This is a genomic window from Rheinheimera hassiensis, assembly GCF_022436675.1.
GTDB lineage: Bacteria > Pseudomonadota > Gammaproteobacteria > Enterobacterales > Alteromonadaceae > Alishewanella > Alishewanella hassiensis.
This window is the reverse complement of record NZ_JAKUJZ010000001.1, coordinates 389,623-416,450: the sequence shown is the minus strand read 5'-3', so window position 1 is coordinate 416,450 and position 26,828 is coordinate 389,623. Positions and strand designations below refer to the sequence as shown.

Sequence of the window (26,828 nt, the reverse complement as noted above, 5' to 3'; positions counted from 1 at the left end):
CCGCAGTATCGCCGAATTGCTGCGATCAGTCCGGGTAACAGCTGGTTTATCTGGCCATTGGCCGCAGTGGTAAATCAATATAGCTGCCGCTAAGCCATGTCAGTTGCAGCGGCTCTGCTGCATCCTGTATCGATTCGTCACTGACATCGGTTCCAGTGCCATAGTTTATCTGCGCAAAACCATTGTAGTTAACGTTTGCCAGTAGCAGCAGGCGGCTGCCTTTGCTAATTTTTTTGCCAACCATTCTGCTACGGCTGAAAGGCATATGTTCTGCTTGGCCGGGTATCAGCAGTTGCCTGCGGGTTGGGTCTTTGGCATAGCTGGCGCGGCCAAGAAAATAACTTAAATGGAAGTATTGTCCATCAGGCTTTACCTCATACAAGGTTAAGCCCAGGTCGACATCTTTTTTATTCAGCCGCAGTATCAGCTCGCCACTGAAGGCACCAGCCAGTGCCATATCCTCTGCTAACGGTTCGCTTAGTAACTGCAAACCATTCTCTGGCACAAAAGCGGGCTGCACTATCGGGCTGGGATAATAATGTTGGTTGTAACTCTGGCTTCTGTCTTTAAAATCAATGCGTTGCTCTGCTATTACGGCAATGTCCGGGGCCTTGGGTTGTAATTGATAAGAGCCATCAGCGGCTGGCGGCGCAAAATATAACCTGTGCTTTTGCTGCTCCAGCGCCGTTAATGAGGCAGCATAGTGCCAGCTGTTATCATCCATCAATTGATAAGTTATTTTATCTTTGAGTAACGCCGGCTTGGCTTTGCCTTTAAGCACATAGTCAAACCAGCCGAAAGTCAGCGCCAGCAAATCTAAGTGGGCTACAGCATCAAGTTTATAGCCGCGCAGCATAGTGTTGGAACCATGCTGGGCACCGAAGTGATCATAAGGCCCAATCACCAGATAATGTTCCGCTTGCGGCCGGTGCCGGCTGTGGTCGCGCACATACTGCAGCGCCGAAATCTGGCCGTCATCGTAGTAGCCGGTAATACTTAATACCGGAATAGCTAAGCGGGTATATTGCTCAGCGGTTGGGATCAAGTTTTGCCAGTAGCTGTCAAAAGACGGATGGCGCAACCATTTTTGTAACCACGGGTTGGCCTGGCCAGCAATCTGGTCAAAATCGCGATAAGGACTGCCACTTTGGTACCACTGCTGGTTAATGGCAAACCAGTCCTGTGCTTCATAGGCTGCATCATCGTTATAGCGGGCATTACTGACAAAAAATGGCCAGGCATAATTGGCATTGAGAAAAATATTATTTTCCATTGGCAGGCCCTGACCGGGAATGGCCGCTGCTGCCGGTACTATGGTTTTCAGTGCCGCCGGTAGTATTTTGGCGGCGGCCCACTGGGTAAAACCAAGGTAGCTGCCACCATACATGGCAACCTGGCCATCGCACCATGGTTGTTGGCTAATCCAGTTGATAACGGCGCTAACATCCTGGCTTTCGTTCTCGTACGGCGTTATGGCTGCAGTACTATGCCTTTTGCCGCGTGAATCCGACACCACACCAACATAACCTCGTGCTGCCGCCGCAATGGCATGCTGTAAATTACCGGCCTCGTCGGCGTAAATACTGGCGCTTAAAATAGCTGGTAATGGCGTATTGTGCTTTTTGTTACGCACGACCATGGCAGAAAGCTCAATGCCTTCGGCGGTGCGAATCATTACCCTGGTATCTATGTGGTAGCGGTTCTGCCTGTCTAGCTGCAGCGGTACGGCGGCCAGTTGCAGCACCTGTGCATGCAAATAATAGTCAGCATAGGCACTGAAGAACTGCAGCCACAGATCACGTTGCGCCGGGTGTTGCCGGTTAAATGGCAACTCAGCGCCTGTTGCAGCAGATGCCAATTTCTGTCGCACAAATTGTAAATAGCTTAAGTCTGCCGCAATACTGCGGGTAGCAAAGCGGCTAGCCAGATGGGCATCGGCATCAGACAGTGTGCCGATGTAGCTGGAGAAACCGTCGGCGAAGGCGTTCTCCAGCTTTTGCTCTGTGGCGTTTACCTTTAGCCGGGCCTGCGCCAGCAATTCAAAAGCGATCTGCTCATAAGGGTTGGTATTGCTGCGCTGCGCCTGATGTTCAGCGCGCAGTATATAGAGCTGTTTTAAGGCGGCCTCATTCTGATTTAACAGCAACAGTAACCTCAGTTGTTGTGAAGGGTTGGCAACTTCCAGCAACTGCGCGGCGATAGCCTGATACTGTTCGGGTAGTTGTGAGGCGCTATCTGATAGCACCAGCGGCGGTAAAGGTTCAGGTTGCCAGGGCGGGCTTTGCTGAGCCAAAACGGGCAGTGCCAGCAAGCCAGACAGTACCATTAGCAGATAAAAGCGATACAAAAGTGTAAACACAGTAAACTCCTTACAGGATGATATTCAGCGCCAGCATAGAGCTGGCCAGCTGTAAGGTCGTGTACCAGACGTGATTTTTTATGACCAGAAGTGACCTGGCGCCGAAATACGGTAAGATCCGGCCAGGTTTATAAGGGAGCACCTGCATGCGGTGGCAGTTAGCCGGGATACAATTTTGTGATGATAAGCATCTGCTGTGGCGCAGTACAGCGTTAATCCAACTGGAGCCGAAACAGGCTGAGGTATTAGCCTATTTCTGCCGCAACCCCGGCCGGATGATTAGCCGGGATGAATTTATTGCACAGGTTTGGCAAGGCCAGATAGTCACCGACAATGCCATCAACCGTATTATTGCCAAATTACGCAAATCATTGGGCGACTCAGCTAAACACAGCGAATTTATTATTACCCTGCCGCGCAAAGGCTATCGTTTTATTGCGCCGGTAAAACAACTTGCTGCAGTTGATGAGATGCCGCCAGTTGCAACGATGCTGGTAACTTCCCGTTCGAGCTGGCATAGGGCCATTCTCGGCTGGCTGTTGCTGAGTGTGCTAACTGCTTCTGCCGCAGTGGCCTGGTACCGGTATTCGGCCACACCACAAGCTGTCTATTTGCTGTCAGAACCACTGACCAGAGAGCACGCAGAAGAAGTGCTGCCGGCTTTGTCGCCGGATGGCCGCTGGCTGATCTACTCAGCTTATCAGGGCCAGTGGCTGAGGTTGTACATTAAAGATCTGCAATCCAGCCAGATTTGGCCGTTAAGTCACGGCGAAAGCCATGCAGGTAATGGTGATTGGTCGAAAGACGGCCGTCGTTTTGTGTACTACCAAACCACAACAGACAGTTGTCAGCTAACTTTACTTGAATTTAGTGCGGTAAGTATGCCCAAGCTGATATCTGAGAATACGGTGCATCAGTGCCCTGCAGGCAGCTATGGTAATGTTGCTTTTAGCCATGATGTCCGCAAACTGATTTTTAGTGAAAATAGTGGCCCGGGCACGGCATATTTTATTTATCTGAAAGACCTGGCCAGCGGAGAAATTTACCAGCCTGCCCAACCAGCGGTTTTTCTGGCCGGCAATGCAGAGTTTGATTTACATCCCAGCAAGGAACAACTGCTGATCGCCTCACCGGACGAAGCCCAGCAGCTGGCTTATTATGTACTTGATATAGAAAAGAATAAGCTTAGTTATTTATTTAGTAAGAACCAGTGGTTATGTTGCCCCATCTGGAACCAGCAGGGCAATGCTATCCTGCAAACAGACTCTGATCCGGCGAATAATATTTTACAGCTCAGTCTTAGCGGTAAGTTACAGCACAAGGTATACAGTGCCGCTCATGGCATTTTCAAATTAAAACGGGTAGCGGATGGCCACAGCTATGTGTATTCCGGCGCTAGCAGCAACCAGCAGATCCGTGTTAAACCGACTACAGCCGATGAGCCGCTAACGCTGATAACCTCATCAGTCAGCGACTCTTTACCCCGAGTGTCGAATCAACAGCAGCAACTGGCATTTGTCTCAGAGCGCAGCGGTAGCCGTGAAATCTGGTTACATCAGTTAAGCAGCGGCGAAAACCGCAAATTAAGCCAATTGGGCCGGAATGACTGGATCTATGACGTACAATGGTCGCCGGATGACAGCCAACTGGCGGTACTGCTTATTAATACGCTAAAGCTGATTAATGTTGATACCGGCCAGGTGCTGACACTGCCTTTACCTGCGCAGGAAATCCGCGGTATATCCTGGGTTACCAATAGCAGTTTGGCATTTAGCTTATTAGTTGGTCAGCAGTGGCGGTTACATCATTTCCATATTGGCGCACAACAACTGCAGATCCAGCCTGGCCGCTGGGCTTATGCCAGTTATGATGCGCAGTCACAACAGGCACTTTTTATTGATCAGCAGCAACAGCTATTTTTACAACAGCAGCTGTTAACGTTGCAATTGCCGCAGCAGATTGACCGCCAACGGCGTTTTTACTTTAGCCTGAGCCAAGGCAAACTGTATTTTGTGCAACCGACAACCGGCGGAAATACAGAGGCTAACCGCGGCGTTACGACACTGTGGAAACTGGATATCGCCAGCGGCGAGCAAACAAAACTGATGGCTCTGAGCGCCAGCCAGAGCTTTAGTGTCAGTGAACAAGGGGTCTACTTCACTACAAGAGCCGCACCCGAGGCCGATATTTTTCGTATCAGTGAGCTCGACTAGCCTATTAATAATTTATAACTTCTCGCTAAAACCCGACTGTATTTCAGCCGGGTTTTAGCGAAGGTGTTATTGTCTGGCGGTTCTGATGTCGGCGATCAGTTCAAGTACGTCCTGGCGCTGCAAAATAGCGTCGATGTTATCTGTCAGACGCCGGCGCCAGTTGGGATACTCATTGCTGGTGCCCGGAATATTAACCGGAGTAGACATCAGTAATAAATCCTCCAGCTGAAAGGCAAATAAGCGGGCCGGTTGTTGCGCAGTAAACAAATGGCTGGCGCGGATTAACTGCTGGTAATCGCCTTCATGCAGTTGCAGGCGCTGGCTCATCAGTTGTTTTTCATCGGCACGCAGCTGATAAAGGCTGTCGGCTACCTGCGGGTTGGGAAATAAATCCAGTTCGTGGCGCAGCTCAAGATCACCTTGCTGCCAGTATCCCACCAGTGTTGGCATATCGTGTGTGGTTACCGTTGCCAGTGCCAGTTCAGGATAGGTCTGGGCGGCGTAATCGTAGCTGCCGGATTTTTGCTCCAGCATAAATACCCGGTACGACAATACCTGATACTGCGCCAGCAAATGGCTGATCTCTACCGGCACTGTGCCTAAATCTTCCCCTATTACCACGCAGCTGTTGCGCTGGCTTTCCAGCGCCAGAATGGCAAACAGGTCGGCAGCCGGAAAGCGGATATAAGCGCCGGCAGTGGCATCGGCACCTACCGGACAACACCATAAACGTAACAGCGCCATAACATGATCCAGCCGCAAGGCTCCGGCAAAGCGCATGTTGGCCTGCAGCAGTTCAATAAAAGGCTGATACGCTTTTTGCCGTAAGGTTTGCGGGTTGTAGGCTAACAAGCCCCAATTCTGACCTTTGGGCGCCATAATATCGGCCGGCGCACCTACGCTTAAATCCAGCAGATAATCTTCCGGTGCGCCCCAGCTTTCTGCACTGCTGCGGCTGGTGCCAACGGCAACATCGCAGTACAGGCCAATGGCCATGCCGTGCTGCTGACACAAACGTTTTACCTCTGCCAGCTGCAACTGTGCCTGCCACTGCAAATACAGTTGCTGGTTTATGGCGTCGCTGTTTGCACTGGCAAATTCTGCTACGGCACTGCTGTGCGGATCGCGCAGTTGCTGCGGAAAATTTTGCCAGGCGGCCATATTCCAGTCTTGCTGAAACAACTGACCCTGTAACACCTGATAAATAGTCAGTTGGCGCAGGCTGTCGCCACCATCTGCCACAAACTGCTGAAACAGCGCTGCACGCGCGGTGTTTTTTGCCAGATGTTGCTGTTTAAACTGCTGAAACAATAACGTCGCCACCGCTTTTTTGGCTGTGGCTACGCCGATATAGTCAACGTAAGTTTGTTCACGTAAATGTTGTAAGCGCTGCTGAAAACTTTCAGAGTTAACCAGTTGCTGTGCGGCTGTGCAGTCGGCAAATTCTGCGGTGTACTCCAGCGCGACATATTCGGTATTTAACCATAAGCGGCTGTTCGGGCTATACGGGCTGCAGTCTTGTGGTAATTCAGGGTACAGTGCATGCAGTGGGTTTAAACCAATAAAATCAACGCCTTGCTCTGCCAGTGGTGCAACTATCTGTTGCAGATCGGCAAAGTCGCCAATACCCCAGTTGCGCGCCGATTTAACCGCATACAGCTGAATAGCCGGGCCAAAGGTTTTATGTAGCACGGCTTTGTCATGCAGCTGAAAGCAGCGCTGCGGTGTAATAATCAGTTGCTGGCTATAGTGCTGGCGGTTATTGCTTAGCGTTAACTGGTGATATCCCAACGGTAAGCTGATATCTAAAACCAGTTCGGCGGCCAATACTTCGCCCTGGCGGGTTTGGCGGCGCTCGATGATATCTTTGGCGGCAATGGTAAGGCTGCCGCTGAACTGCTGTTGTTCTTCAGTGTTAATTTGCCATTGCCAGTCGCTGACAGCGTTTTGCTGTAACTGTTGTACACGAATGCGTAGTAGCTCGCCTTGCTGACACACAGTAACCGGGGCGATAACTTCAAGCCATGGCTGCTCACTTAGCTCAACGATTTTTTCCTGCATGGCATCATTCGACGTTAAGTCATATCCCATTGCCTGCAATATGGCCTGTTGTTTATCCAGGCTAATCACTTCAGTGTGGCCCTGCGCGTGTACGTAGCTGTCCTGCAAACCCACCAGTGCGGCGAGTTGCTTAATTAATTCCATAATTCACCTGTAACCCCGGCTGGTGCAAGCCGGATAAATGACGACGTCTGTTTGCCGCGAGCTGCTGACGCTGGCGAAACACGCCCGGTGAGCAGCCCTGCCAGCATTTAAATGCTTTTTGAAAGCTGCTCTGTTCTGCAAATCCAAGCTGAAAAGCAATTTGCTGCAGGCTCAGGCTGGCGTCTTGTAAATAGTGATGTGCCAACTGGTGCCGGCACTGACACATCAGCTGACGAAAGCTGGTATCCGCTTGTTGCAGGGCGCGTTGTAACGTGCGACTGCTCATATTCAGTGTGCTGGCGGCATCCGTTAATCTGGGCGCCTGCGGCAGTTGCTGCAGAATAAACTGGCGCAGCTGCGCTAATACCGGTTGTGGCTGTGTACTCTGGCTGCAGTCAAACGCCGCCAGGCTGTATCCCGTCAGAATATTATTTTTCATATTTTGCTCCGCGCTGGCAGCAAAGCAAGATCCACAAGTTTGCTACGGGCTGCCATATGGTGGTGCAAGCATAAATCAGGGTTATGTATTTATTAAACCTGTTGCATACGTATGCATTGAAAATATCATGCGACGAAGTCCTGCAAAGGGCTGCAGATCTGTTCTGGCAGGCTGCACAGGTGGCTGTTAGTCTAAACTTATGTAGGCAGAATGCAGTTTGCACTGCGTTGGTGCGTTTTTGCGATGACCGCTCTGTGTTTGTGCAAATTAGTAATTATGAATACGTATTCATGTTGAGGTGTTGCGCTAATAAGTTTAATAAATAGCCTTAGACAGAAGTCTGGTTGTACTGATACGGCTGCGCTTACAGCTGACAGACAGCACACACAACACACCGGGGATGAAGGACATGACTAAATTTAAACTCAATATGTTGACGGTTGCCTTAGCAACGGTCGGGTTGAGCAGCTACAGTATTGCAGCCCAAGAAACATCGGCTGACGCAGAACAACGCGAGTCGCCAGCAGAAGCCAGAGAGAAAGCAAAGGCTGCTGCAAGCGTAGAAGTTATTGAAATAAAAGGATTTAGACGCTCTGTTGCCGAGTCAATTAACACCAAACAGTACTCTAACAGCATTGTAGATTCTGTTTCTGCTGAAGATATCGGCAAGCTGCCGGATTCCAGTATTGCGGAATCTATAGCACGCTTACCGGGCTTGTCAGCACAGCGTTTGGATGGCCGTGCCAGTCTGATTTCTGTTCGTGGTATGGGTGGTGATTTCAATACCACAACATTTAACGGCCGCGAGCAGGTTTCTATCGGTGATAACCGTGGGGTTGAATTCGATCTGTACCCATCTGAGGTTATCAGTGAAGTTGTAGTATATAAAACGCCGGATGCATCACTTATCACTCAGGGGATTGGTGGTACTGTTGACTTACGCTCAGTTCGTCCGCTAGATAAAAACGAGCGCATTATTAATGCTAACGTGCGTTTTGAGAAAAACGGTTTAGAAGCGGTTAATCCAGATATGGATGATCAGGGTAAACGCGGCTCTATCGGTTATATCGACCAGTTTAATGACGGCAAAGTGGGTGTGGCGTTGGCCTATGCACATATGCAGTCACCCAACCAGGAAGAGCGCTGGCACGCCTGGAATTACGATAAGAATGATGACGGTATTCGCCGGCTGGGTGGTGCAAAGCCATATGTTCGTTCTTCTGAACTGACCCGGGATTCGGTGCTTGGTGTACTGGAATTTGCGCCAAATAAAGATCTACATCTTACATTCGATGCCATGTACGTTGATTTTGAAGACAAACAAATCTTACGTGGTGTTGAGTTACCTATTGGTTATGGCCGTGATGATGGCTCTTCTACTATCGACATACTGGAAGAGCGTGATGGTGTGGCAACACGTTTCCGTGCCAATGATGTTAAAGGCATAGTGCGTAACGACGTAAACTTCCGTCAGGCAGAATTGACCTCGTTTGGCGCGAACGTTGAATACCAGTTGTCTGACTGGACTCTTGAAGCCGATTTAAGCTATTCAAAAGCCGACCGTAAACTGTGGGTTATGGAAAGTTATGCCACAACCGGTCGTGGTGGTAATGCCGGCCAGGGTGTAGGTGACGACATTATCGTTGAAATGAACGACAGCCTTACCGGTGCAACTTTTACCCCTTCTCTGGATTACTCAGACCGTGCATTATTTGAGTTAGGTGCAGCAAGAAACTGGGGTGTAGGTGAAGTGGGTGTTGATGGTCAGGACGGTAACTTACTGACGCCTGAAACTAAAGACGAAATGACCACCTTCAAGCTTGCGGCAAACCGGCTGCTAGAAAATGACTTTTTTAGTTCTGTAGAGGTAGGTGTTAACTACAGCAAACGTGAAAAGTCGAAAGTAGACTACGGTGAATACTTACGCGTGCCTAATTATGTGGCCGGCGACGTAAATTCGACCCTACCTATTGCCGATAAATATTATTTGGGTAACGTATCTCTTGGTTATCTGGGCATGGGTAACATGATTGCCTATGACTCACTGGCAATGTATCGCGATGGTGTATATGACTCTGTAGTGCAGGGCGACACAGTCCCTGATAAATGGCGTGGTACCTGGACAGTATTTGAAGATATTTATACTACTTACGTAAAAGCGGATATAAGCAGCTATGTGTTTGATTTACCGTTATACGGTAACATCGGCGTACAATATGTATACACAGACCAAAGCTCGGATGGTTTTCAGGTCAGCTCACGCCCGGAAGGTGGGTTAAATATTGACCCTACAACGCAGGGTGACAGCTACAGCAATGTATTACCAAGTTTAAACCTGGTATTAAAAGTAACTGATGAGCAGCAATTGCGTTTTGGCGCAGCACGCACTGTGGCACGCCCACGTATGGATCAAATGAACTCAAGTTTTAGCTATGGTTTTGATCGCGGACGCAACAACCCTGGCGTGTTTAACCCTGACGATCTAACCACGTCACCATGGAGCTCTGGTAGTGGTAACCCTTCACTAAAACCTATCGTTGCCGATCAGTTTGATTTGTCGTACGAATATTACTACACCAGTGAAGGTTATGTGTCTGCAGCATTGTTCCACAAAGACATAAAAGACTGGGTTGCCAATAACGATACCATTTTTGACTTCTCAGACTTTAACACGCCTAATCCGGAAGATGTGCCAATTACCAACCTGGGTGTTAATACCATACCGGACAACGTTGGTGATGCCAAAGTGAGTGGTGCTGAGTTAACAGCAGTAGTGCCGTTTAATGTTCTGACTGAAGCACTGGATGGTTTTGGTGCGGTATTAAGTGCTACTTTCCTGGATTCAGAAGTAGATGTGAAAGGTATGCAGCAGGAGATCCCTGGCTTATCTGACAAAGTATACAATTTCACTGTGTACTATGAAAAAGCAGGCTTCCAAATCCGTACCAGCATGAACCATCGCTCAGAGTATCAGGGTGCAGTGCGTAATCAGAGTGCTAACCTGGATACCAGAACAGCAGCAGCTGAGACGTTGTGGGACGCACAACTGGGCTATGACTTCTCAGAATCGTCTATCGATGCACTGAAAGGCCTGAGCGTGACATTCCAGGTACAGAATATTACCGACGAGCCTTTTGTTACCAATTTTGTTGATGGTGAAACCGGCCAGGTTATTGGCGCGCAAGACTATCAAAGATATGGCCGTAACTTTATGCTTGGCTTTGGTTATAAGTTCTAACCTTAATATTGTCTGACATTACAAAGCCCCTGTTGTCAGGGGCTTTTTTATAGGGACAAAATATGCACCAGAATGGTATTCGTCATATAGTAATCGCAGGCGGCGGCAGTGCTGGCTGGATGGTAGCATCAGCCCTTGCCAAAGTGTTTAAAGACAAGATCAGGTTAACTCTGGTTGAGTCTACTGATATTGGCACTGTCGGGGTAGGCGAAGCCACTATTCCACCCATTCAGAGCTTTAACCAGTTGCTGGGTATTGATGAGCGGTATTTTATTCAGCAGACGGATGCCACGATTAAGCTGGGTATTGAGTTTGCAGGCTGGGGGCAGGCGTCCAGCCAGTATATGCATGCTTTTGGTGATGTTGGCAGCAATGTCGGCTTAACCCATTTTATCAATTATTGGCTCAGGCAATCACCGCAAAACGCCTCAGACTATTGGCGCTATTCGTTAAATTTTCTGGCGGCAAAAGCGAATAAGTTTTCGCCTGCTAAAACATTGCCCGGAACCACTATTCCGGGGCTAAGTTATGCCTATCACTTTGACGCCTCTGCTTATGCCCGCTTACTGCGTGATTACGCGGTCAAGTTAGGCGTACACCGCATTGATGCGAAAATTTCACGGGTTAATATCTGCCCGGCAAGTGGCAGCATCCGCAATCTGATACTTGATGATAATCAGGTTGTGGCAGCCGACTTTTTTATCGACTGTAGTGGCTTTCGCGGCTTGTTGATTGAAGAGGCGCTTAATACAGGATACGAGAGCTGGCAGCATTGGCTACCGGCTGACAGTGCTATTGCAATACAAACCAGACAGGGTAATACCACACAACCTTACACGCGCTCAATAGCGCACGCTGCGGGCTGGCAGTGGCATATACCGCTGCAAAGCCGCACAGGGAATGGCATGGTGTACAGTAGCGCCTTTATGCAGCAGGAGCAGGCACTTGACACCTTGCTGCAACATTTACCTGAAGGCGAAAGGTCGGCCCCCAAATTTTTGCGGTTTACCACAGGCCGACGTAAAAAACAGTGGCATAAAAACTGTCTGGCGTTGGGGTTGGCCAGCGGGTTTTTAGAGCCGCTGGAGTCTACCAGTTTGCATTTGATCCAATCGGGTATAGGGCGTTTTCTTAAGTTATTTCCTCAAAACCCTGCAGATACCTGTCTGGCAGATGAGTTTAACCGCCAGGCCGATTTAGAAATGGAAGCTATCCGCGACTTTATTATTCTGCACTATCATCTTAACCAGCGCAGTGAGCCGTTCTGGAAAAGATGCCGCGAGATGGCAGTACCTGACACACTAACCGAGCGGATTGCGCTTTTTGCTGACTCCGGCCGGGTTTTTCGCCGCAGTGATGAGCTGTTCTCAGAAATGGGCTGGTATCAGGTGTTATTGGGGCAGGGTATTATGCCGCACAGTTACAGCCCGTTAGCCAATACTCTGCCTGAGGCAGAATGCAGTGATTTTATGAGTAATATCAGTGCTGTATTCTCAGGTTATGTTAGTCAATTACCCACACAGGAAAGCTATCTGCATGGTATCAGCGCCAAAAAAAATGAATAAAGTCGTGATTGTAGGCGGCGGCTCAGCCGGTTGGATAACGGCTTGTTTGTTAAGAAAGCACCTGGCAGCTGATATCACCATAGAGCTTGTCGGCGCACCTGAAATAGCCACTATTGGTGTGGGCGAGGGCTCCACGCCACAACTGCGTGGGTTATTTAATACCTTAGGTATCCCTGAAGCTGAGTGGATGAGTGCCTGCAATGCCACTTACAAACTGGGTATTGAGTTTACTGGCTGGACAGACGCACCGGGATACAGCCGTTATTTTCATCCCTTTGTCGCCCAGACAGATTTACACACCCAGGATGTATTTATTCATAGTTGTTATTACCGTCGTCTGGGGCTGGATGTCAATGCAAACCCGGAGCACTACTTCCTTAATGCTACCCTGGCACAGCAAGGCCGCCAGCCTTTAGCTGATGAGTCTTTCCCGTTTAGTGTGGAGTATGGCTACCATTTCGACTCCACGTTATTAGGCCAGTTTCTGGCAACTTATGCTAAAAGCCAGGGGGTAACTTATCGCGAGTTTAGTGTCAGTGACGTTGTTATAGCTGAAGATGGCTCTATCAATGCCCTGGTGTCGGCGCAACATGGTGTGCTTGAAGCAGACTTTTTTGTCGACTGTACCGGCTTTTCTGCCCGCTTAATTAGCCAGGCACTGGGGGTTAAGTTTATCAGTTACAGCGCAAACTTGTTTAATGATGCTGCCGTGGTTATGCAAACGCCTTGTCTGCCTGATGAAAAACTGATGACGCAATCCACCGCACTGCGTAATGGCTGGGCATGGCGTATTCCACTGACCAGCCGTGTTGGTAATGGCTATGTATACAGCTCGAAATACTGTAGCGCTGAACAGGCAGAACAGGAACTCAGAGCACACCTTGGCGTTGATGACAGTGTTGCGGCAAGACATTTGAAAATGAAAGTTGGCAGGCTGGAGCAGCACTGGTACAAAAACTGCCTTGCGGTGGGGTTGTCGCAAGGCTTTATTGAGCCGCTGGAGGCAACGGCTTTGCATCTGGTGCAAACTACCGTAGAGATGTTTGCGGATTGTTTGGTCAAAGGCAATTACAGTGACGCCCTGCAGCCAGAGTTTAATCAGCGCATTAACAGCCGCTTTGAGGGCATACGCGATTATATTGTCGGGCATTATCGTTTAAATAACAGAACTGATAGCCAATACTGGCGTGATAATGCTGCCAATGAAGACTTACCGCTGCACTTGAAAGGCTTAACCCGGGCCTGGCTAAGCAGAGAGGATATTGGCCCTTACCTGACAGCCAATAAACTGGACAGTTACTACAGTATCAACTCATGGCACTGTTTATTTTCTGGCTACGGTATTTACCCGTCTCAATTAGTGCCGGCAGATAGCACTAAGCCTGAGGTTCAGTCGTTTTTACGCCGCATTGATGACGTGGGCCACTTTAACCGCATGTGCAGCCAGCATTATCCGTTAAATAAACAGCGCTAAAACAGATAGCTGTGTAAGCAAAAGCCACCCTCGCAGGTGGCTGTTGTTTTTCGGTTACTGCGCCAGCAGCACTGCACCCCATTTGGCCGGAATAGTCAGGCGGATTTTATCGCCGTTTACCGTTACCGGCAGTTGGTCAATCTGCTCCTGCCAGTTTAGCTGGTCGCGGCTTAGTGTCACTTGCTGCGGCTTATCGCTGTTATTCAGAATAACCCGTACCCGTTGCTGCTGATAACGGCGCTCAAAGCCATACAGCGCTTTGTCGTTATCGGTAAGCAGGGTGCTGAAATCACCCAGTTGTAATGCTGGCAGGCGGTTACGTAACTGGATCATCTTGCGGTAATGCTGCTGCAATGTTTTATTTACGGTAACCTTATCGGCCGGGCGTTTGCTGCCGTCCGGATTAGTTACTTCATCTTCATAGTTAATATCATCCCAGATCATCGGTTTGCGATCATCCGGGTCATTGGCGCCCCACATGCCTACTTCATCACCGTAATACACCATAGGCGCGCCAACGTAGGTCATCTGAAAAATAACAAACAGCTTTTGCAGGCGTAGTTCTTCGTCATTGGGTTTACGTACTTTGTAATCCGGGTTACTGCCAACCTGTGATAACTGAAAGTAGCCGCCCCAATCACGGAAGTTACCAATGCCGCGGTTAACAATGTGCGAGCCAATCCGGTTGGAGTCATGGCTGCCAAACAGGTTTTGCGTTACATACGCCACGCCTTTAGGATACAAACCGCGCATCTCACGCAGTTTGGCATCAAATTCTGTGGCGCTTATGTTATGTGGCGGCGGGTTAAACATAAACTCAGCGGCGGTAAAGGCAAAGTTGTAGTTCATTTCGCCATCAAATTCATCACCCTGCAGATAAGGTTTTACCAGTTCCGGCGGCATAACAATTTCTGCGGTGATATAGGCCTCTGGGTTAAGGGTTTTTACATGGCCGCGCCAGTCTTTCCAGAAACCGTGCGCCACACAAAAGGCTACATCCAGCCGCCAGCCATCGATACCATACTCGGCACCTTTGCCTTTGGGGTTCATCCAGCGCTCGGTAGCGGCAAATACATAATCGCGAGGGCCCTGCACCAGGCCGTTTTTATCTTCTTTAAATTCAGGCAGCGACGGCACACCAAACCAGCCTTCATAGCTAAATTCAGTGCCGGCTTTTTCGTCTTTAAAGCTGTTTACGGTAAACCAATCTTTATAAGGCGAGTTTTGCTGGTGCTGCTTCAGGTGTTGAAAAGCAAAACTGTTGGCACCCATATGGTTAAATACGCCGTCAAAAATGACTCTGATGCCGCGCTGTTTGGCCTGTTTAATCAGTTCCAATGCCAGTTCGTCGGCTTTGGTCCATACCCAGCTGGATGGATCCAGCGGGTTTTCTTTCGCCATCAGCGCGCGGTCGCCGTCCGGGTCCGGGCCAAAGTTAGGGTCGATATGGTGAAAGCTGGCACCGTCGTATTTATGCAGCGAAGGCGCATCGAATACCGGGTTCAGGTAAATGGCGTTAAAGCCCATATCTTTAATGTAATCAAGCTTGCTGATCACCCCTTGCAAGTCACCGCCATAGCGGCGGCGCAACAAGTGTTTCCACAGTTCCGGTTCGCCATTGGCAACTTCGTAAGGTTGTAACTTATACCAGTCGCTGCCCCAGGGGTGTACCTGCCACACTTTGGGCTCTTCTACCGGATCAGCACCGGCAATATCGGCTACTGTCGGGTTGTTGGCCGGGTCGCCATCGCGGAAGCGCTCAGGAAATACCTGATACCAGACCGCACTTTTAGCCCAGCCGGGCACAAATTCGCCCTGTTCATTCAGGGCAATCGGGCCCTTCGGTGTGGCATCTGAAGTTTGCGGACAAAAAGCTGCTGCCGCAGTGGCATAAAACAGTGTACCTGCCGCCAGCAAGCCGGCCATTACCGGTGTCAGTTTAATATTGAGCATGTTGCCTCTCTTTTTATGTGGCAGGTGGCCTGCCGGGTGCCTGTTAATTTGTCTTATGGGGTAATTATCCAGCTGTTCAATGTGTAAACGTTTAGCTGGTGGCATACAAGTTTATGCATACGTATTCGTGCACCAAAACTGTGCTTTCGTGGTTTTTCCTGCACATCGACAGTGCTCTGAATGGTGTTTTATATACCAGTTTGGTGCGACTGCGGGAACAGCATTAGCCTTTTTGCACCGTGATGGACGACTGAATACGTATTCATATTGCGGGTTACTGTTTAACGGTTAATAAATAAACACTGAAACAACAGGCTGCAGGTTTTCATGCCGGTCGCATGGAGCGCGCAACCTTTAAAAAAACAACATAAAAATAAAACGGGGATACAGGGCATGAATAAGTTCAAGCTTAGTCTGCTCACGCTTGCTATGGCAGGGGTGGGGAGTCTGGCGTGTTCTGCTGTGGCACAAACAGCAGATCAGGCGCAGCAATCAGCAAATCAACAGGCAACGTTGCAAAACAATACTCAGCCGGCAGCGGAAGATGCGGTTGAGGTTATTCAGGTGCGTGGCTTTGCCAGCAGCCTGTTCCGCTCACTGGACGCCAAACGTTTTGGCGATACCGTATCGGAAACCATTTCTGCAGATGATTTAGGCGCTTTGCCGGATGTGTCGATGGCCGATGCACTGACCCGCTTGCCGGGCATTTCAGCGGTGCGTACCGGGGGCCAGGCAGCAGAGATTAATATTCGCGGTATGTCGGGTGGTTTTGTGTTTTCTACCCTGAATGGCCGTGAGCAGGTGTCTACCAGTGGCAAGCGTAATATTGAGTTTGACCAGTATCCGTCGGAACTGATTAATTCAGCTGCGGTGTATAAATCGCCAAAAGCTTCATTAATTGAAGGCGGTGTGGCCGGCACGGTAGAGCTGCAAACCGCCAGCCCGCTGCGCAATGAAAAACAACACACCTTTACCGTAAATGCCCGCGGCATGTATAACGATCGTGCCAACGAAGTGCCGGATGGCGTCGATTTTGGCCACCGTTTCAGTATGTCGTATCAGGGTAAATTTCTTGGCGACACTCTGGGTTTTGCTGCCGGCTATGCCCGGCTGTACCAGCCCAGTGTTGCCACACAGTTTGCCGGCCTGGCCTATAACGGCCAGAAAGACACTAACGATGATGGCGTAAATGAATATATCAGCGAAGGGTTTGAGCTGCAGCACCGCGGCGGTGAAGAAACCCGCGATGGCTATATGGCCGCGCTGGAATGGACACCACATGATGCCTTTACGCTAAAAGCAGATGCGTTTTTATCAAAGTTTGAAAAAGAAGCCTTTGCCCGTGGTTTTCGCGTTAAGTTTGGCGGCCCGACAGCAGCGTTGGGCAACCCGGTATTAAACGACAGTTCGGTTATTGGCGGCACCTTTAACCGCACCTCCAGCAGCTTTACCCGGGTTGAGCTGGTTAATGATGACAACCGCGACTACGACGAAGTTCGCAGCTTTGGTATTAATGCCGACTGGGATGTTACCGATACAGTAAATCTGTCAGTTGACGTTTCGCACTCCAGCGCTAAAAGCGATTTTCGCAATGGTTTGTTGTGGGGCCTGGTTGCCGAAGATGCCACTGTTGCCACGCCGGTGCTGGACAGCAATGTATCAATTTCTTACCTGTTAAATGGCCTTAACCTGCCAAGCGTGGGTTTTAATCAGGCGGCTGCATTTTCTGACATTGATAAGGTAATGGTAAGCAAATACGGCATTTACCCTTATTTGAACGAAGATGAAGTCATCGCTTATCGTTTTGATGCCAACTGGGTGCTGGATATGCCGGTTATTGCCTCGCTGGAAGCCGGCGTGCGTTACTCAGAGCGCACCTACAAAAATGACCGCTCGGTATTTGAATATGGTAGCGACGGTGCCTTTTTAGCGTCGCAGCCACCGCTGCGTTTAACTGATGATATGGCAGAGGTAGTGAATTTTAAAGGTGACTTTGCCACTTACCCCAGTTACCTGGCGATAGATCTGGATAAAGCATTAAATGCCTGGTTCCCTCAGGGTATTCCGCAACCTGTGCAAACCTGGGGCACCGGTAATGCCGGTATCCTGCCGTCGCAGCAAGTAGCAAACGGCCCCGATACGGGTTGGACTATGCTGGAAAGCGGCGAAGTATATGAAGATGTGCTGGCCGGTTATGTGATGGCGAACCTGGACACGGAAATTTTTGGTATTGGGCTAAGCGGTAATATTGGTGTGCGTGTAGTGCAAACCGACCAAAGCGCTACCGACTTAGCCGATGTAAATGGCGACCCGCTGCGCGGTGCGCAAAATATTACCGATGACGCCGGCCTGGTAAACACCCGCTATGCGCCCGGCGTGTTGGGCGAAAAATACACCGATGTGTTGCCGCAGCTTAACCTTAACTTTGCCATTACCGACAACTCACAAATTCGTTTTGCTGCTGCCAAAGTGATGTCGCGCCCGCCGATTAATCGGTTGGCGTCTAACACCTCTATTACCATCAGCGATGATGGTGAGATCAATGGCAACAGTTCCAACAGCCCGTTTTTACGGCCGTTTGAGGCAACCCAGTACGATTTGTCGTATGAATACTACATTCCATCCGGTGCCATCGCTTTTGCTTTGTTTTACAAAGACATTAAGTCATTTGTGAACGATTTTACCATTCAGGAGTTTGATTTCGCTGGTGCAGGTTTTGATGTGCCAGGCGTTATTGTTGACGAAGATGGCATTCCGCGTGAAACCTTTAACGGCGCTTTCTCTACCGCAGTAAATAACGGCGAGGGCGGTTATATCCGTGGTGCTGAGCTGGCCTTTACCAAGGTGTTCGACTTTCTGCCAGAGCTGTGGTCCGGCCTTGGTGTGCAGGGCAGTTACTCTTATACCGAAAGCGAAGTCAGCCTGATTAACAGCCTTGGCGGCGCTGCGATAGAAACCACCTTTGAAGGCCTGTCGCAGGATGTATTTAGCAGCACAGTATTCTGGAACTATCAGGGCTTTGACGCCCGTGTCAGCGCCCGCTACCGCTCGCCTTTTGTGTCATCGCAAGTGGGTATAGATGAGCAAATCACCAACTTTGACAGTGAAACGGTGATCGATATGCAAACGTCATACGACATTAACGACAATTTCAAGGTGTTGTTCCAGGTGAATAACCTGACCGACGAGCCGACAAAAAGCTACTTCGGTGACAAAGCGCAAACCGGCACTATCCAGTTTTTTGGCCGCCAGTTCTACCTTGGCGCGGTGTACACCTTTTAACCGGATTTTGGAGCAAGAATAATGACTACAACAATAAAACTGCTAAAGCTCAGCGCGCTGGCGCTGGCGGCTCATATGCTGGCTGCCTGTGGCGGCGGTGATTCAACTAAACCCGGTGAAGTATTACTAACCTGCAATGTGCCGCAAATTCCCGATGCGGCAGGCACGGCCTGTATTGATCCGCCACCGATAAAATGTAAAAAGCCGTCATTTCCCAGTGCCAATAATGAGTCCTGTATTATTGGTTATGACCCTGACGCCCCGGATCCTGTAGTAATGGCGGGGGCAAATCAGGCGGTGCTGTATTACAAACGCTCTGATGGTAATTATACTGACTGGATTTTACACACCTGGAATAATGAAAGCTGCGATGCCTATGAGGCATCTTCTGTAGCGCCGTCGTGGGAAGGCGGCCTGGTGCACAACGGTGTAGATGTGAACTATGGTGCTTATTGGGTGCTTAATATAAAACCGGGCTATGCTGGTACCGAGGGCGCCTGCGGCAACTTTATTGTGCACAAGGGTGATGAAAAAGACTTAAGCGACGCCGACATGAAAATGCCGTTGACGCAACAGCAACCGGAAGGTGAGCCTGATTTCTCCCGCATGAACTGGACCTTCTCTGCTAAGCCTGATGTGTATCAGTATCCGGTGGTGTCTTTAGGTGTCAGCATTGCCGGTGCGGCAGCACACTGGCTAGATCAACATACTTTTGTCTGGAGCTCTGCGATAGCAGCAACAGCGGCAGAGGTAAAACTGCACCACGCTGCAGATGCCAGCCTGGAAGTAGACTTTGATGAAAAAATACCCGGTAGTGCCGTGTCGTTAACGCCGGTACCTTTAACTGACGAGCAAAAAGCATTAGTGCCGCATCTGGCAGAGCAAAGTGCATTTAGCGTTGATTTTACCGCGGACGAAGCCAAAGCCATGCTGAAAAACCAGCTGGTACTTGCCGCTTACGACAGCGAAAACGTGCTGCTGGATGCCACCTGGATACAGGCAGCAAAGGTGCTGGATGATTTATACACCAAAGCGGATAACGATGCTGATGAAGCCAGTTTAGGGGTTATTTACGAAGGTGGCAGTATTACCGCTAAAGTGTGGGCCCCAACGGCACGCAGTGTAAACCTGAAAGTATACAATGCCACCAAAACCCTAACTGCTACCCATGCGATGACAGCAGACAGCGAAACAGGGATCTGGAGCTATGCCGGCAGTAGCGCACTGGACCGTCAGTTCTACCGCTATGAGGTCACGGTTTATCATCCGCAAACCCGCAAGGTAGAGACCACTGAAGCGACTGACCCTTATTCGCTGAGCGTATCTACCAACGGCCGCTACAGTCAGTTTGTTAACCTGGACGATGACGACTTAAAACCGGCTGGCTGGGATGACCGCACGGTTCCTACTGTTGCTAAACCGGAAGACATTGTGATTTACGAAGGCCACGTACGCGATTTTTCCATCCGAGATCAAAGCGTAACGGCGGCTAACCGTGGTAAGTATCTGGCCTTTACCGAAACAGACTCTGAACCGGTAAAACACTTAAAATCATTGGCGGATAACGGCTTAACACACTTTCACCTGCTGCCGTTAAACGATCAGGCCAATATTAATGAAGATGCCAGCCGCCGTATTGAGCTAACCGAGACTGTTGGCCGTTTATGTCAGTTAAATGCAGCAGCGCCGGTATGTGGCAACACCAGCGCAGGTGACGCCTTGTTGTCAGTGTTGCAAGGCTACTCACCATTTGGTGAGAAAGCACAGGAACTGGTACAGGCTATTCGCGGCATTGATGGCTTTAACTGGGGTTATGATCCGCAGCACTTTATTGCCCCGGAGGGCAGCTATGCCTCTAACCCGGATGGCGTAGCGCGTGTTACTGAAGTACGGGCGATGAACAAAGCCCTGAACGATCTTGGCCTGCGCACCGTGCTGGACGTAGTGTACAACCATACCAGTGCTTCCGGCCTGAACACCACTTCAGTGTTTGACAAAATCGTGCCCGGTTATTACCACCGCTATAACCCGGTTAGCGGCGCCATGGAGCGTTCAACCTGCTGCGAGAACACCGCTACTGAGCATCGTATGTTCGAAAAATTTATGCAGGATTCAATGGTGATTCTGGCACGGGATTTTGGTTTTAACGACTTCCGCTTTGACGTAATGGGCCACCACCCGAAAGACAGCATTCTGGCGACCCGTGACATAGTAAGCAGCGTGGCACCTGACGTGTACTTTTACGGTGAAGGCTGGAACTTTGGCGAAGTAGCCGACAACCGCTTATTTGTGCAAGCCAAGCAGCAGGATATGGCAGGCTCTGGCGTCGGCACCTTTAACGACAGGCTGCGTGATGAAGTGCGTGATGCCGTACTGTTTAGCAATGAAGCAACAGAGGAGAACCTGCGTAAACAGGATTTAATCCGCATTGGCCTGGCCGGTACGTTAAAAGACTACGTGCTGCAAAGTTATCAGGGTATTGCAGGCCCGGCATCCAGTTATACCTGGAACGGTCAGGCGGCAGGCTATGCCGAAAAACCAGCCGATATTATTAACTACGTGTCCAAGCACGATAATGAAACCCTGTGGGATCAACTGCAGTATGGCTTGGCGGCGAGTGTCAGTATCGACGAGCGGGTGCGGGTACATAATATGGCTATTGCCATCCCGCTGATGAGCCAGGGTATTCCATTCTTGCAAATGGGTGATGATTTCCTGCGCTCAAAATCAATGGACCGTGATAGCTACGACTCCGGCGACTGGTTTAACTTTGTTGATTTCAGCATGCAAACCAACAACTTTGCCATTGGTTTACCGCCACTTGAAAAGAACGAAGCTAACTGGCAGCGCATCAGCAATATACTGACTAACCCGAATGCCAAACCGGCAGCAGACGATATCCGTTTTGCCAGCGATGTATTTAAAGAGTTTTTAAGTATCCGTGCTGGTAGCAACTTGTTCCGGCTGGTTAGCGCTGATGATGTTATAGCCCGGGTAGGTTTTCATAATATCGGTAAAAGCCAGACGCAGGGTTTAATAGTGATGAGCATTGATGACGGCGCGGGTTTAACCGATCTGGACCCAATGCTGGACGCTTTAGTTGTGGTTGTTAACGGCACGCCCGAAGAGCAATCGCATACTGTGCGTACCGCAGCCGGTTTTGACTTACACCCTATCCAGCAGGCTTCTGCAGATACCCGGGTGCGCACGGCAAGCTTTAGCGAAGGCGCAGATGAGGGCACTTTCACCGTACCGGCACAAACCATAGCGGTATTTGTTAAACAACAACAGGGCGCACAGGGTACAGGCCTGGCGGCTGATGCCACCACTGGTGCACCCGATATTCCACCGTATGAAGCTACCACCGTATTTGTGCGTGGCGACATGAATGGTTGGGGTGAAGTAGATGCCTTTAACTACGAAGGTGACGGTATCTATATGGCAACCATTGATATTGCCGCCGGCAACTACGAGTTTAAACTGGCCTCCGGGGATTGGTCGACAGTAGATTTTGGCGCCGGCGCAGATGGCCAGAGCGTAACGCTGGGGCAAGCAAAAACGTTGAATCGCGGTGGGGCTAATTTGCAGATTACTATCGTAAATACGGCAACCTATGTGTTTGTAGTGGATGCCACGAATAAAGATGCACCAGTATTAACCGTGCAGGAGTTACCGCCTTACGGTGTGGATGTTACGGTGTACCTCAAAGGTGATATGAACACACCGACGTGGTCAAATAACGACCCCATGACCTATGTTGGCGGCAATGTTTATAGTATCGATGTGACATTGAATACGATTAAACCCTACGAGTTTAAGTTTGCTGATGCGAACTGGGCTACGGTGAACTACGGGTCGCAAAATGGTGCTTTTGTCCTGGGGCAGGGCAAAACACTTGAATCCAACGGCGGCAACCTATCGCTGGATGTAACCGAAGTGGGCACTTACCGCTTTAGCGTAAATGCCACAAATTCGGAGGCACCGGTAATGACTATTACTAAACTTTAACGGTGTTTTACCCCGGCTTTAGCCGGGTTCCTCTGGTGTTTAGCCGCAGCTTGCTGCGGCTTTTTTATGCACTCGCAAGCATCACCGCTTTATTGATCCGCCTGCTGAAAGTACTTGAGCTGCAGCTGCCGGTATTGCGGGCTTTGCTGAAATGCCAGCAACGCCTGATTAAAACGCTGTACCAGCCAGCTGTCCTGTCCCAGCAGGTGATAGCTGTTAATGCCAAACAGCGGCAGTTGCTGCAGGCGGGTATCACCGGGGGCGGTTTGCTGGTAGTAGTAGGCAAAAATATTTTTATCCATTACCAGCACATCAGCCCGGTTTTTTAGCAGCATAGCGGGTAGCTGTTGTTGATCGACGACTTCCTGATAACTGGCAAAGTGGGGGATCAGCTGTGCGTAGTCTTGCGGTAAAAACAGGTGCGCATTTTGAAATGCCATTACCCGCTTACCGGCTAAATCAGCCAATGTATTGACCGGAGGCTGCAGATCTGTGCGGGTAATCAGCACATTTTCGTAATGAATATAAGGCAGCGTTGCGCTAAAGCCATCCGGCACAGTGCGCTGTAGCGAAACAAAATCGGCTTGGCCTTGCTTAAACAGTTCAAGTAGCCGGCCATTAGGTGTATGTAAAAATACAGCGCAGCGCTGCATTTTCAGGCTCACCTGCTGCAGCAACTCCAGCTCATAGCCGGTTTGTGTTGCCACTTCAATATAAGGCGGTTTGTTTACACCGACTAAAAATGTCAGTTCGGGCCATTGGCATGACAGTGCCGGGCAGCAGTAGAACAGAATAACTGTGGTCCATAACCTCATGCCTGCTCCGGCGCTGCAAGTGTTAAACCCACAGGTTTAGCACCTTACATTCGTTAACTATTATATAGTCAGCTTAACCAAGCTACACCGGTTGCGCCAGTATCAAAACCGGAACAACTAGTTGTCGCTACGGTAAATGAATAACGGATACTCCTCGCGCTGACAGGGCTTTTGCTGTAAGCTGCGCGCCCCTCCGTTTGGGAGGCAACTGCAGCTGCGGCAGACTTTTTTCGCAGCATTAACTGCGGGATATCGCATGCAATTTACTGATTTAAACCTGTCGGCAGCGCTGCTTAAAGCCATTGCCGACAAGGGCTATACCACTCCTTCTCCTATTCAGCTGCAGGCTATTCCTGCGGTGCTTGGCGGCCGTGACCTAATGGCTGCGGCACAAACCGGTACCGGTAAAACCGCCGGCTTTACCCTGCCGCTGCTGCAATTGCTGACCGACGGCGCTGCTAATGGCAGGAAGGTGCAACCTAACCAGGTGCGGGCGCTTATTTTAACGCCAACGCGCGAACTGGCAGCCCAGGTAGCAGAAAGCGTAGCGGTGTATGGCAAGTACCTGCCACTGCGCAGCACTGTGGTATTTGGTGGGGTAAAAATTAACCCGCAAATGATGGCGCTGCGCCGTGGCGTAGATATTTTGGTGGCGACACCAGGCCGTCTGCTGGATTTATATCAGCAAAATGCCGTGCGTTTCACCCAGCTGGAAGTGCTGGTGCTGGACGAAGCCGACCGCATGCTGGACATGGGCTTTATTAATGACATAAAAAAAGTGCTGGCGCTGCTGCCAAAAAAACGCCAGAACCTGTTGTTCTCAGCTACCTTTTCGGATGATATCCGTAAACTGGCCAAAGGCCTGGTAAATGACCCGCTGGAGGTTTCTGTCAGCCCGGCCAACACTACCGCAGAGCGGGTTGAGCAAGTTATTTACCCGGTAGATAAAAACCGTAAAGCGGCTTTAGTCACCAAGCTGATTAACGACAATAACTGGCAGCAAGTGCTTATTTTTACTAAAACCAAGCATATGGCGAATAAACTCAGCCTGCATCTGGAAAACGCCGGTATTAATGCTGCGCCTATTCATGGCAATAAAAGCCAGAATGCCCGCACCAAAGCATTAGCCGATTTTAAAAAGGGCGAGATCCGCGCTCTGGTGGCTACCGATATTGCGGCCCGTGGCCTGGATATTGACCAGCTACCACAGGTTGTTAACTTTGAACTGCCGAATGTTGCTGAAGATTATGTGCATCGTATTGGCCGCACGGGCCGTGCTGGCGCCGCAGGCCATGCTGTATCGCTGGTATGCGCTGATGAAAGCAAAGAACTGGCCGGTATTGAGCGTTTAATTAAGCAGGAGTTACCGCGCCAGGTGCTGGACGGTTTTGCGCCGGTAAATGCATTGCCGCAGTCTAAACTTAATGCCAAGCCGTACTCTCCAAAGAAACCTAAAGCGCCCAAGCCAGAGCACCGCGATGGCCAACGTGCACCAGCCCGGCCAGCTAACAGAGCAAAATAATCTTTAATCAGTTACATTTTGCCCGCGGCAAGGTGTAACCTGCTGTGCTAGAATGATATTTCCTTGAGTGCTTGTTATTTTAACCGGCACTTTTCTATTAAAAGCAGATTGCAGTGATCAGAGCATATACCCGGTTTATAGCTATTTTCAGTGTGGTTAGGCAATGAGGTGGTTGGCCTTGTTGGCCATAGTATTGTCGTGTTGCGCCTTTAAAAGTGCAGCCGCAAGTACTGTCGTGGTAAATAACAGTGTCCCACTGGATAAACTGACCCAGGCACAACTGCGCAGTATTTTTACCATGCGGCAAATTCAATGGCCGGATGGCTCTCCTATTTATGTTGTGGTGTTACCCGACAACAGTCCCGAGCATCAACGTTTTAGCCGTGAACAGCTGCGGCTGTTTCCGTATCAGTTAGCAAACATCTGGGACAGACAGAGCTTTTCCGGCACCGCCAGCCGGCCACAACTGGCAGCAGATCAAGCACATATGCTGCAGTTATTACGCACTACGCCTGGCAGTATTGGCTATGTTGAGCAGTATCAGGCCGACCCGGCAGTAAAGGAGTTACGCATTGAATAATACCGCTAACGCCGTAGCCGCAGCTTTGCTTGCCTTGTGGCTTTCACCGGCATCAGCTGCCGATATTGATTGGAACGGCTTTATTGCCCAGGGCCTTATTAAGGCGCCGGGCAGTGGTTTTGTGAATAGCAGTGGTGATACATCCGCCGAGCTGACCGAGCTTGGCCTGAACAGCCGTTTACGTGTTGCACCTGCCTGGCATATCTCCGGGCAATTGGTCTATCTGGATGGTGGTAACCGCTATCCGTCTGGCCTGCGGCTGGACTATTTGTTTCTGGACTGGTATTTCCATAATAGTGCCGACCTGCAGGCAAACTTGTATCTGGGGCGGATAAAGAACCAACATTGGCTGTATTCCAGCACCCGTGATGTGCCTTTTACCCGGCCTTCTATTGTCTTGCCGCAGTCAGTATATTTTGATGCCTTTCGCGATATTGCAGTAGGCAGTGACGGTGCGGCGTTGCAAGCGCGGCATTACAATAGCCTGGGTGATTTCACCTTTAACTGGAGTATCGGCACAACGCCGGTATCAGCGCAGCAAAGTGAGCTGTTGCTGGGCAATGCGATTAGCGGCAAGCTGAAAATGGATTTTGACCATCAGGCCAGCCTTTACTGGCAGCCAGATCTTAGCCGTTTCAGTTTTGGTATGGTGTTGCTGGACTCCAAGTTCAGTTACCGCGCCAGTGAAACTGAGCCTTTCTATGCGTCAGACTTTAGCGTAAGCCGGGTGATGCTGAATATGCGCTATCAACTGGAAAAATGGGAGTTTTCCAGCGAAATACAACAAGAGCGGTTGCAGGTTGACGGTTTTTTCTCACCACTATTCCGCCAGGACCAACTAGGGCAAGGCGGCTATATCATGGCGCAGTACCGCCAGTCACCTCAGTTGCGCTGGTTTGCCATGCTGGATTATTCCGTGGCAAATAAAGATGACCGGCGTGGGCAACAGTTAAGTGAAAATAGCGGTGGCACTGTACCGGCCTATTTTGGCTATCAGCAATCGGTGGCCGGCGGGCTAAGTTATGATATTAGCCGCAGCTTAAGGCTAAGTGCAGAAATTCACTGGGTTGAGGGGGCTGGTCGGTTGTCGCCGGTGATATTGCCTGATGTGGTTACAAACCGGCATAAATACTGGCAGCTGTATGCTTTACAACTGACGTACAGGTTCTAATCTG

14 protein-coding genes are annotated in these 26,828 nt (G+C 50.0%); 9 read left to right on the top strand and 5 right to left on the bottom strand.

Annotated features, from left to right (window positions below; all coding sequences use genetic code 11):
- Nucleotides 1-46 precede the first annotated feature (46 nt).
- Nucleotides 47-2,359, bottom strand: a complete 2,313-nt coding sequence (locus tag MJX74_RS01795) for a CocE/NonD family hydrolase (protein ID WP_240220350.1) — start codon at nucleotides 2,357-2,359, stop codon at nucleotides 47-49.
- A gap of 146 nt (nucleotides 2,360-2,505) precedes the next feature.
- On the opposite strand from MJX74_RS01795, the gene MJX74_RS01790 reads away from it, so the two are divergent.
- The gene (locus tag MJX74_RS01790) at nucleotides 2,506-4,572 is read left to right on the top strand and encodes a winged helix-turn-helix domain-containing protein (RefSeq protein ID WP_240220349.1); all 2,067 of its coding nucleotides are present in this window, start codon (nucleotides 2,506-2,508) and stop codon (nucleotides 4,570-4,572) included.
- 66 nt (nucleotides 4,573-4,638) lie between these two features.
- On the opposite strand, the gene malQ is transcribed toward MJX74_RS01790, so the two are convergent.
- Together malQ and MJX74_RS01780 are read right to left on the bottom strand one after the other, a co-directional pair.
- Nucleotides 4,639-6,777 carry a 4-alpha-glucanotransferase gene (malQ, locus tag MJX74_RS01785; protein WP_240220348.1) on the bottom strand — a complete coding sequence of 713 codons (2,139 nt, stop codon included), beginning with the start codon at nucleotides 6,775-6,777 and terminating at the stop codon, nucleotides 4,639-4,641.
- Nucleotides 6,764-7,216 carry a helix-turn-helix domain-containing protein gene (locus MJX74_RS01780; RefSeq protein WP_240220347.1) on the bottom strand — a complete coding sequence of 151 codons (453 nt, stop codon included), beginning with the start codon at nucleotides 7,214-7,216 and terminating at the stop codon, nucleotides 6,764-6,766. The genes malQ and MJX74_RS01780 overlap by 14 nt, the downstream gene beginning before the upstream one ends.
- 409 nt (nucleotides 7,217-7,625) lie before the next feature.
- Between MJX74_RS01780 and MJX74_RS01775 the strand changes: the two genes are divergently transcribed.
- The 3 genes from MJX74_RS01775 (at nucleotide 7,626) to MJX74_RS01765 (ending at nucleotide 13,493) form a co-directional block, all read left to right on the top strand.
- Nucleotides 7,626-10,454 carry a TonB-dependent receptor gene (locus tag MJX74_RS01775; protein ID WP_240220346.1) on the top strand — a complete coding sequence of 943 codons (2,829 nt, stop codon included), beginning with the start codon at nucleotides 7,626-7,628 and terminating at the stop codon, nucleotides 10,452-10,454.
- A 62-nt stretch (nucleotides 10,455-10,516) separates the two neighbouring features.
- Nucleotides 10,517-12,019 (top strand): tryptophan halogenase family protein, encoded by a 1,503-nt coding sequence (locus MJX74_RS01770; protein ID WP_240220344.1) that lies wholly within the window; start codon nucleotides 10,517-10,519, stop codon nucleotides 12,017-12,019.
- Nucleotides 11,991-13,493: a tryptophan halogenase family protein gene (locus MJX74_RS01765; protein ID WP_240220343.1), complete on the top strand. Its 1,503-nt coding sequence runs from the start codon at nucleotides 11,991-11,993 to the stop codon at nucleotides 13,491-13,493. The genes MJX74_RS01770 and MJX74_RS01765 overlap by 29 nt, the downstream gene beginning before the upstream one ends.
- 54 nt (nucleotides 13,494-13,547) lie before the next feature.
- On the opposite strand, the gene MJX74_RS01760 is transcribed toward MJX74_RS01765, so the two are convergent.
- Entirely contained in the window at nucleotides 13,548-15,446 is a 1,899-nt protein-coding gene (locus MJX74_RS01760) for a glycoside hydrolase family 13 protein (protein WP_240220342.1), read from the bottom strand.
- A 393-nt stretch (nucleotides 15,447-15,839) separates the two neighbouring features.
- On the opposite strand from MJX74_RS01760, the gene MJX74_RS01755 reads away from it, so the two are divergent.
- Nucleotides 15,840-18,728, top strand: coding sequence for a TonB-dependent receptor (locus tag MJX74_RS01755; protein WP_240220341.1), 2,889 nt, complete (start codon nucleotides 15,840-15,842; stop codon nucleotides 18,726-18,728).
- A gap of 21 nt (nucleotides 18,729-18,749) precedes the next feature.
- A complete protein-coding gene (gene pulA, locus MJX74_RS01750; protein ID WP_240220340.1) occupies nucleotides 18,750-22,736 on the top strand; it encodes a pullulanase-type alpha-1,6-glucosidase in 3,987 nt (1,328 codons plus the stop codon).
- 89 nt (nucleotides 22,737-22,825) lie between these two features.
- On the opposite strand, the gene MJX74_RS01745 is transcribed toward pulA, so the two are convergent.
- Nucleotides 22,826-23,551 (bottom strand): substrate-binding periplasmic protein, encoded by a 726-nt coding sequence (locus tag MJX74_RS01745; RefSeq protein ID WP_240220339.1) that lies wholly within the window; start codon nucleotides 23,549-23,551, stop codon nucleotides 22,826-22,828.
- A gap of 256 nt (nucleotides 23,552-23,807) precedes the next feature.
- Between MJX74_RS01745 and MJX74_RS01740 the strand changes: the two genes are divergently transcribed.
- The 3 genes from MJX74_RS01740 (at nucleotide 23,808) to MJX74_RS01730 (ending at nucleotide 26,824) form a co-directional block, all read left to right on the top strand.
- Entirely contained in the window at nucleotides 23,808-25,073 is a 1,266-nt protein-coding gene (locus MJX74_RS01740; RefSeq protein WP_240220338.1) for a DEAD/DEAH box helicase, read from the top strand.
- 163 nt (nucleotides 25,074-25,236) lie between these two features.
- The gene (locus MJX74_RS01735) at nucleotides 25,237-25,653 is read left to right on the top strand and encodes a type 2 periplasmic-binding domain-containing protein (protein ID WP_240220336.1); all 417 of its coding nucleotides are present in this window, start codon (nucleotides 25,237-25,239) and stop codon (nucleotides 25,651-25,653) included.
- Entirely contained in the window at nucleotides 25,646-26,824 is a 1,179-nt protein-coding gene (locus MJX74_RS01730) for a hypothetical protein (RefSeq protein ID WP_240220334.1), read from the top strand. The genes MJX74_RS01735 and MJX74_RS01730 overlap by 8 nt, the downstream gene beginning before the upstream one ends.
- Nucleotides 26,825-26,828: the final 4 nt, after the last annotated feature.

Bases quoted from the DNA above. Each gene is read 5' to 3' on its own strand.
- MJX74_RS01790 (WP_240220349.1), top strand. From the start codon at position 2,506: ATGCGGTGGCAGTTAGCCGGGATACAATTTTGTGATGATAAGCATCTG.
- malQ (WP_240220348.1), bottom strand. From the start codon at position 6,777: ATGGAATTAATTAAGCAACTCGCCGCACTGGTGGGTTTGCAGGACAGC.
- MJX74_RS01780 (WP_240220347.1), bottom strand. From the start codon at position 7,216: ATGAAAAATAATATTCTGACGGGATACAGCCTGGCGGCGTTTGACTGC.
- MJX74_RS01775 (WP_240220346.1), top strand. From the start codon at position 7,626: ATGACTAAATTTAAACTCAATATGTTGACGGTTGCCTTAGCAACGGTC.
- MJX74_RS01770 (WP_240220344.1), top strand. From the start codon at position 10,517: ATGCACCAGAATGGTATTCGTCATATAGTAATCGCAGGCGGCGGCAGT.
- MJX74_RS01765 (WP_240220343.1), top strand. From the start codon at position 11,991: ATGGTATCAGCGCCAAAAAAAATGAATAAAGTCGTGATTGTAGGCGGC.
- MJX74_RS01760 (WP_240220342.1), bottom strand. From the start codon at position 15,446: ATGCTCAATATTAAACTGACACCGGTAATGGCCGGCTTGCTGGCGGCA.
- MJX74_RS01755 (WP_240220341.1), top strand. From the start codon at position 15,840: ATGAATAAGTTCAAGCTTAGTCTGCTCACGCTTGCTATGGCAGGGGTG.
- pulA (WP_240220340.1), top strand. From the start codon at position 18,750: ATGACTACAACAATAAAACTGCTAAAGCTCAGCGCGCTGGCGCTGGCG.
- MJX74_RS01745 (WP_240220339.1), bottom strand. From the start codon at position 23,551: ATGAGGTTATGGACCACAGTTATTCTGTTCTACTGCTGCCCGGCACTG.
- MJX74_RS01740 (WP_240220338.1), top strand. From the start codon at position 23,808: ATGCAATTTACTGATTTAAACCTGTCGGCAGCGCTGCTTAAAGCCATT.
- MJX74_RS01735 (WP_240220336.1), top strand. From the start codon at position 25,237: ATGAGGTGGTTGGCCTTGTTGGCCATAGTATTGTCGTGTTGCGCCTTT.